Genomic DNA, 8,177 nt, shown 5'->3' with positions numbered 1-8,177 from the left:
GTCATACACCCAATCCCGCCACACCGCCGGGTGATATGGACCACGGCAGTATGAACCACGGAAAGATGGACCAACGCGACATGTCGCGCGACAGGGACAGCCATGCCGGACACAGGCCGCCAGCGGAGATGGATCACCGTCACCACGGCATGCACAGCCGGACCGTGCCCTCAGATGCGCCGATTGCCCCTGCAGGCGCTGGCAGCCGCGCGGTAATTAGTCACCCTGCCAGTGAAAACAACCCGGGCGTGGATATGCAGGCGCAGATGCCCACCAATGGCCTCGACGATCCCGGCATTGGACTGCGCGAGCACGCACAGCGCTACGGTCGCCGAGTGCTGCGATACAGTCAGCTGTTCAATCTCGGTAAAACACTGGATCGCCGCGACCCGGAGCGGGAATTGGCAATCCATCTGACCGGTAATATGAGCCGCTATATGTGGTCGATGGACGGCGTAATGTTCGACGATGCCGAACCGATTCTGCTGCGCTTCGGTGAGCGCCTGCGCATCGTATTGATTAACGACACCATGATGACTCACCCCATTCATTTACACGGATTGTGGAGCGAACTGGAAACCGGTGAGCCGCTGCGTATTCCACGCAAGCATACGATCATTGTGCAGCCCGGCTCCAAAATCAGCTATCTGGTCAGCGCCGATGCGGTCGGCCGCTGGGCCTATCACTGCCACCTGAGTTTCCACATGCCCGGCATGTTTCGCGAGGTGCGAGTGATTGGAGGTGCCGCATGAAAAAGGCAACCATTCTTTTACTCGGCAGCTGCCTGGGCAATACCGCACTGGCGGGTGGCAAAGCCGACCCGATGCTTGGCAGCGTAATCATCAACGAACTGGAACGTCGCAGCGACCAGCGCGAAAGTGCAGTAGATATGGAGGCCTGGCTGGGCCACGATATCGACAAACTCTGGGTCAAGCTGGAGCGCAGCGCCGAGGCGGGCAGTACCGACGAAGCCGCGCTGCAACTGCTGTATAGCCGCGCGATCGCCCCGTTCTGGGATCTTCAAACCGGACTGCGCCGCCATATTGATGACGGAGACGCTAACAACGCCCTGGTGCTCGGTGTGCAGGGGCTCGCCCCGTTCAATGTCGAAACTGACGCGGCACTGTTTGTTGATGACGACGGCATGGTGACGGCGGAAATTGAGCTGGGCTACGAACTGCGATTCACGCAGCAGTGGATTCTGGAGCCGGAAATCACCCTTATCGCCCACAGCGAGACGGATCGCGAGCGCTCGCTGGGTAGCGGACTGGCAGAGGTGGAGACAGCGCTGCGGTTGGACTGGCGTGGCACCGAACGCTGGGGGACCAGCGCGATTTTGCGGAAACAGCGCAGAGCGAGCAGTGGCTTATCGGGATCCGAGGCTGGTTCTAACATCACTTGAAGCCGCCGCATCGTCACAGACACAAAAAAGCCCGCCAATTGGCGGGCCTGAAGTGTTATTGCAAAGAGCGATCCGGGTGAATCAGAAGCGCAGAGTGACCTCTGCACCGTAGCTGCGGGGCTCGCCAGCCAAGTACTGGTCAAAGCCAAAACCGGCCTGCAGGTTGATGGCGTAGACATCGTACTCCTCATCAGCGAGGTTCTTGCCCCAGAGAGAGATGCTGTAACTGTCATCGCTGGCATACCAGCTCAGTCGCGCATTGTAGAGCCAGTAGGCATCCTGACCGATCTCTCCATAGCCATTGTCGTCGTTGTACGCGCTGTACCACTGATCGTCCTGGAAGTTGGCGTTCACGTTCAGACTCAGATAGCCCGACTCCAATACCAGCAGATCGTAGTCGGCAGAGATGCTGTAGTTCCACTTCGGCGCAGAAATCAGCTCGTTGCCAGCCAGATCAACCGTATCGTCGGTGTCGGCAATGGTTTCGGTATTCGCCAGCGTCAACTCCGAGTACTCCGTCTCGAGATAGCCAACCGCCAGCTGCAAGGTCAAACGCTCGGTCACGCGCGCCCACAACTCGGCTTCGACCCCTTGAATGCTTGAACCGCCGGCATTCTCGAGGAAGTTCGACAGGTTCACCACGTTAATGAACTGCTGATCGGTGTAGTCGTAGAGGAACGCAGCCACGTTCAAACGCATGCTGTTTTCAAACAGGTCGGCCTTGAAGCCCACTTCGTAGGCATCGATGTATTCCGGCGCCGCATAGGCGGTTTCCAGGGGGCGCTCCTCGTAATACACGCCACCGTTGAAGCTGCCACTGCGATAACCGCGGCTGATGCTGGTGTACACCATCCACTCGTCGTTGAAGCGATAGTCCAGACCGAGTTTCCCGGTCCACTCGTTCTCGACGGCCTCAAGCTGTTTGGCCGACGCGGTCGTGTAGGGACCGTGAGTGTAGCCGACTTGCAGCAGCTCAGCCAGCGAACCCAACGGATCAGACAGCAGATCCTGCAGGTCGGTAATCGTCAGCGGCAGCGTAATCCAGCCATTGTCGACACCGGTATTATTGCCCGGCACGTAGGAGCCAACAGGCTCTCCGTCGTTGGTCAGACGAGAAATATTCAGGTAGGTCAGGCGGTTCTCGTCACGGGTATAACGCAGGCCGAGATCCATACCGAAGTTGGCCGTGAAGTCGAAGCGCATCTGGGTATATGCCGCTGCGCTGGTCTTCTCGGTAATCATGCGCTGATCCAACTGACCGAAGTCCAGCAGATACGGGAAGATTGGGATATTGTCCGGTCTGGAGACGCCTACGCGCAGATCGGGGATCTGGTCGTAAATATCGTAGAGGTTGTTCATATCCATGGTTTCTTCACTGTAGAAGACACCAGCAATAATGTTGAACATGCCGTCGAAGTTCGACGTGAAGCGCAGGTCCTGACTGTAGCTGATCGAGTCGGAACCCCAGGTAATTTCCAGCAGGCCATTGGGGCTGCCATCGGTATCCGCCGCCTGAGAGTAGTCGGCATCCAGGTAAGAGGTGACGGAGGTCAGGGTGTAGTTGTCGGCGTTGTAGTTCACCGTCAACACCGCCAGATCGGTATTGGTCACCAGCGCGCCAACACGGTTGGCTTCCGTTTCATGGAAGTCCAAACCACGGCTGGGGCGGGAATAGCCGATATAGTCGATATAGCCGTTGGAGTCGCCTTGCAGCGGACCCCGCACATCGGTACGCGGTTCATTGCGCGGCGGTGTGCTCAGCGAATCGTTGCCGGACTTGGTATAGCGCAGTACCGCGTCCCAGGATTCATTGATGCGCCAATTCAATACCATGCGCCCACCGAGAAAATCCGTCTGCGCGCCGTTGGCGTCTTTGCCCACGATTTCTACGTAGCCGTCATTGCGTTTGGCACTGGCGGCGAGACGACCGGACAACACGCCGGGAATCAATTCCATCTCACCTGCCGCCTCGGCAGTGGTGGCACCGTATTTGCCCGCACCGAGTTTGACATAGGCACTGGGGCCTTCATCAAAGCCGGGGGTACGGGTAATGATATTGATGGCACCACCCGTGGTGTTCTTGCCGTACAGCGTCCCCTGCGGGCCACGCAGGACTTCCAGCCGCTCTACATCAAAAAAGTTGGCACCGTGGCTGTATACCGGGCCGAGATAGGCTTCGTCGACATACACACCAATCGGGCTGGCTTGGTTGGAGCTGTAATCCGACATGCTGACGCCGCGAATCGAGAAGATCGGCTGCACATCGCCGTAGGGGCCGCTCACCTGCATGTTCGGCACTTGCGCCGAGACATCGGTGGCATTTTCAAAACCCAGTTTGTCGAGCTGATCGCCACCCAGGCCGGTAACCGCAACAGGGATATCCTGGGCGCTCTGGGCGCGTTTCTGCGCGGTTACCAGCACTTCTTCCAGTACCGGAGCCGCATTGGCGGCGCATGCTGCGCTGACAGCAATCGCCAAACTTGAACGAGCGAAAAGTCGGCGCATGGCCGATGAGTAGAACAACATAGATGCCACTCCATTTGATTGCGTCGGCAGGGAGACCGACAACATCGTTATCATTGTTTTATGCCGACGCGGGTAAGGCGCAGCGAGTAAAGTTTACAGCACAAACAATTGAGATTTTCGGACATTTGTCGCAATCTACGGACAACTTTGTCGCCTTGCGGGGATGATCACAGCACGCGGACGCCGCCAGTTCGGTACATTTCGCCGCTGATTGCCGCCAGTTTATGATAGCCGCGCTCTGCAAGACGCATAACAGTAATAAGCAAAGGAGCCGAGACACATGTATCGCTGGGATTTCTGCCGCAGTGTAATGAGTGCCCAATTGCTGGTTGCGCTCGGAGAGGAGCGCGGTGTCTCTCGCCAGCAACTGCTGCACAATAGCGGGATTAGCGAGGAGCAACTCTACAATCCCGAGACCGTGGTCGAGGCGCAGTCCGAGCTCACGATTGTCCGCAACCTGATACGGGCGCTTCCCAACAACCCCGAACTCGCGCTACATGCCGGGCAACGCTACCAGCTTTCCACCTACGGAATCTGGGGTTTCGCCATTGCCAGCAGCCCCAATGCCCGTCAGGCCATTGAGCTGGCCCGCAATTTTCAGGAACTGACCTTTGTTTTTGCGCCGTTCAATATTTCCATGGACCGCGAAAAGACAACCATCGCCTTCGACGACGAAGGTATCCCTCAGGATGTTCAGCGTTTTTGTCTGGAACGCGATATGGCGGCAGCCGCGGTGATTCTGGGAGAGCTGCTGGGGCAACCGGATGCTGTCGAGCAAATTCGTTTCCGCCACGGACCACCCCCGTATCTGGAGGAATACCGGCGCGCCTTCCCCGGCAAACTGCACTTCAATGCCGGCAGCAATCTCTTCGAGATATCCAATACCGTGCTCGACGTTCCCCGCGTGATGGGCAATGCCAGCACCGCGAATCTACTCGCGAAACAATGCGGAGAATTGTTGAGCACGCGCAATGCACGACGCGGTCTGTCGGGCAAAGTGCGCGACCTGCTCCTGCAGCAGCGTTCACTGCAAATGGATATGGAAGCCGTGGCGTCAGCCCTGCACATGACATCGCGCACACTGCGCCGCAAGCTCGACGCCGAAGGCAGTTCCTTTCGTCAGCTCAGCGATGAGATTCGCCAGACCCTGGCTGAGGAGCTGCTGCGTGGCACGCCACTGAGTATCGAGCAGATTGCCGAGCGCCTGAGCTACGCAGACGGTTCCAGCTTCTCGCAGGCATTCAAGCGCATGACCGACGAGACCCCCGGCAGCTTTCGGCGGCGCCACCAGACCCGCTAAAAGTCGCTAGCCCTGAGCGCGACGACGAAGAAAACCCCGATAGCGCTGCGCACAGAGCTTCGGACGTTCCAGCATGGGCAGATGCCCCGTGTCATCCATAATGTCAAACTCGGCTGACGGCAGTAACGGCCTCATGACCTCGCAACTGCTGACGTCCAGCACGCGGTCCTGCGTGCCCCACACCACCCATACCGGCTGGCTGAGCTTGTCGAGGACACTCTCCAATCCGCCGTAAATTTCCCGCTGATACTGGGTGAAAATACCGGCGATGCAATTGCGTCTTGCCATGGCGGCCCTCGCCATATGACGTCGCACCAGGCCGGGAATAAACGGCTTCTTCTCGCAGACCAGTGCGATCAGACGCTCAAAGTCCTTTTCGGACGTCACCAACAGCAGGTTCTCTCCCTCAGCTAACGCCAGCTCCATCTTGCAGGGCTGTGGCGCCTTGATGCCGCCGTTGTTGTACAGGCCGACCGACATGACAGCCTCCGGGTACAGATAGGCATAGATCGCTGACAGGTGACCACCCATAGAACTTCCCGCAAGATGACAGCGACTGACGCCTCGACGTTGCAGAAAGGCGTGCAAGCGCTCGGCCTGCGCGCGCATAGAATAGTCCTGGCCGGGCAGACAGGCGTTCTCGCCAAAGCCCGGCAGGTCGGGAACCAGAATGTGGTAATCGCGTCGCAGAGCGCCCGCAAAGCGGTTCCAGTTGTCTTTATCCGCGCCGAAACCATGCAACAGCACCAAGGTCTCCGCCGTGTCTGAACCACCCTCAAGATAGTGCCAGCGGTGTCCGTCCACCTCGCAATGATGGCGCCGTAGGCCACAGCTAAATCGCTCGGCCGTGAGCGCAAGCTCGGCCAGTTTTCCACTTATCATTATTGTTACTCCTATACGGCAGGCTTCATCAGGCCGCCTGCCGCATCGCTATTTGGCGTCAGAATAAAAGCGGTAGTCGTCCGCGTTAAACTCGCGATGAGCTGAACGGAAACGGAAGGTAAAGTCCGGCCAAAGCTGGGTAATCTTCCCGCTGCGGTGCTGGTACCAGCTATTGCAGCCACTGGCCCAAACTGATCCGGCAAGCCGCTCTTGAAGACGTTCATTGAAGCGCGCCTGAACCTCATCGCGCACTTCCAGCACGGCCCCACCCCGCTCTTCACTGGCATTCAGCAGGCGGCTGATCGCCTGAATCTGTGTCTCGATCATGTACACCATGGAGCTGTGTCCCAAGGTGACATTCGGGCCAACGATCAGGAAGAGATTGGGGAAACCGTGCACCGTGGTGCCCAGATAGGCTTCTTCGCCATCGCGCCAGGCCTCGGCCAGACTCTGACCATTGCGCCCGAAAATACGCCCGGCTATCGGATTCTCCGTTGCGTGGAAACCGGTCGCGAAAATCAGGCAATCCACCGGGCGCTCAACACCCTTGCTGTCGACAATGCTGTGTGGACGAATCTCACCAATACCGTCCGTCAGCAGTGCAACATTGGGCTTTTGCAAGGCGGGATACCAGTCATTGGAAATCAGGATACGCTTGCAGCCAATCGGATAGTTCGGTGTCACTTTTTCGCGCAGGGCCGGATCGGCAACCTGGCGTCGGATGTGTGCCAATGCCCCGCGCTCAAACAGCCGCATGATCGAGGGGTGTATCACCATCCCGAGTACCCGCATTTCGTTCCAGCAGTAGATGGCAGCCCGCAGCGCCAGACGCGCGCCGGGCACATTGCGTAAAATCCATTTCTCCCAGTTTTTATAGGGACGGTCTCCACGACGGAGAATCCAGTTGGGACTGCGCTGATACACGTCCAGCTGATCGGGTTTGTCAGCGATTTCAGGCACAAATTGAATGGCGGACGCGCCGGTGCCAATCACCGCCACCCGCTTGCCCTTGAGGTCGTAGCTGTCGTCCCAGTTGGCAGAATGAAAATGATGCCCGGCAAAGCTCTCCACACCCGGTATCGACGGCAGCTTGGGCTCGGCAAGCCCGCCGTTGCCGCTGATCAGTACCCGCGCAGACAGCAACAGTCCGTTGTTGCAGCGAATAGACCAGCGCTGTGTCGCCTCGTCAAAACGGGCCTCCTGCAGCTCTTGCTCGAAGCGGATGTACGGCCGTAGCGTCCAGCGATCCGTCACATCACGCAGATAGGCGTGCAGCTCAGGCTGACTGGGATACACCCGCGACCACTCGGTGTTGGGCTCAAAGGAAAAGGAGTAGAGATGTGAAGGCACATCACAGGCCGCGCCGGGGTAATGATTATCCCGCCAGGTTCCCCCGACATCCTTTGCGCGCTCGATAATCACAAAGTCATCGCGCCCTTGCTTTTTCAGCGCGATGGCCATGCCAATGCCGGCAAAGCCTGTTCCGATAATTGCGTACTCACAAGACAGCGGAGTCTCCGCGCCGCTGTGTTCCGGTGATGACATAGTGCTGCACCTTGTTATTGGGACGTTATACGGTGCTCAGAGTAGTGCCTTGGGCCTCCCGGACGACAGAGGCCCTACGGACAGAGTATTTAGAAATTCGGACATTCCTTTGCTGCCTAACGCAACTGCGCAATAAAGCCCTCTGACTCGCTGATCGCCTCGTCCATTCTTGCAATCAGGGCGGTGACATCACGGTCGATCACCGTCAATTCGCCCTTGATGGCGCTGATCGCCGAGGCATTGAGGTTGTGCTTCAAATAGAGGACATTGTCGCGCAGCGTCGCCAGCACCGGATCAAGGCTTTTCTCGGAGCGGCGCAGGCTATCGCGCAAACGACGGTAGCGGCTCTGGGTTTCTCGCAGCTTCGACGCGCTCTCTGCGCGCAAGCGAGCATTGCTGTAGAGAGAAAGCTCTTCTTCCCACTCCTCAAACAAGGCCTCCGCCACCCCTTCAACGGCGTCGATACGCTCGCGGATATCGTCCGCCGCGGCCGCGCTGTCTTCGTAGCTGGCATTCAGGCGA

7 protein-coding genes are annotated in these 8,177 nt (G+C 58.2%); 3 read left to right on the top strand and 4 right to left on the bottom strand.

Annotated elements, in window-relative coordinates; translation table 11 throughout:
• A partial coding sequence (locus tag AC5DB9_RS16095) for a multicopper oxidase domain-containing protein (RefSeq protein WP_491732091.1) occupies positions 1–752 on the top strand: 752 nt, incomplete at its 5' end.
• A complete protein-coding gene (locus AC5DB9_RS16090) occupies positions 749–1,402 on the top strand; it encodes a copper resistance protein B (RefSeq protein ID WP_272991346.1) in 654 nt (217 codons plus the stop codon). The genes AC5DB9_RS16095 and AC5DB9_RS16090, both read left to right, overlap by 4 nt.
• An 81-nt stretch (positions 1,403–1,483) precedes the next feature.
• On the opposite strand, the gene AC5DB9_RS16085 is transcribed toward AC5DB9_RS16090, so the two are convergent.
• A complete protein-coding gene (locus AC5DB9_RS16085) occupies positions 1,484–3,928 on the bottom strand; it encodes a TonB-dependent receptor (RefSeq protein ID WP_272991347.1) in 2,445 nt (814 codons plus the stop codon).
• A gap of 280 nt (positions 3,929–4,208) precedes the next feature.
• Here AC5DB9_RS16085 and AC5DB9_RS16080 point away from each other — a divergent pair, with 280 nt between their 5' ends.
• Entirely contained in the window at positions 4,209–5,228 is a 1,020-nt protein-coding gene (locus AC5DB9_RS16080) for an AraC family transcriptional regulator (RefSeq protein ID WP_022957804.1), read from the top strand.
• A 6-nt stretch (positions 5,229–5,234) separates the two neighbouring features.
• On the opposite strand, the gene AC5DB9_RS16075 is transcribed toward AC5DB9_RS16080, so the two are convergent.
• The 3 genes from AC5DB9_RS16075 to AC5DB9_RS16065 form a co-directional block, all read right to left on the bottom strand.
• The gene (locus tag AC5DB9_RS16075) at positions 5,235–6,110 is read right to left on the bottom strand and encodes an alpha/beta fold hydrolase (RefSeq protein WP_272991348.1); all 876 of its coding nucleotides are present in this window, start codon (positions 6,108–6,110) and stop codon (positions 5,235–5,237) included.
• 48 nt (positions 6,111–6,158) lie between these two features.
• Positions 6,159–7,655 (bottom strand): flavin-containing monooxygenase, encoded by a 1,497-nt coding sequence (locus tag AC5DB9_RS16070; RefSeq protein ID WP_272991349.1) that lies wholly within the window; start codon positions 7,653–7,655, stop codon positions 6,159–6,161.
• Between the two features lie 116 nt (positions 7,656–7,771).
• Positions 7,772–8,177, bottom strand: a 406-nt coding sequence (locus AC5DB9_RS16065; protein ID WP_491732090.1) for a DUF2959 family protein, incomplete at its 5' end; no start/stop codon positions are given.

The organism is Spongiibacter sp., assembly GCF_984394615.1.
The sequence above is the reverse complement of the archived record's forward strand: the minus strand, read 5'-3'. Positions and strand labels throughout refer to the sequence as shown.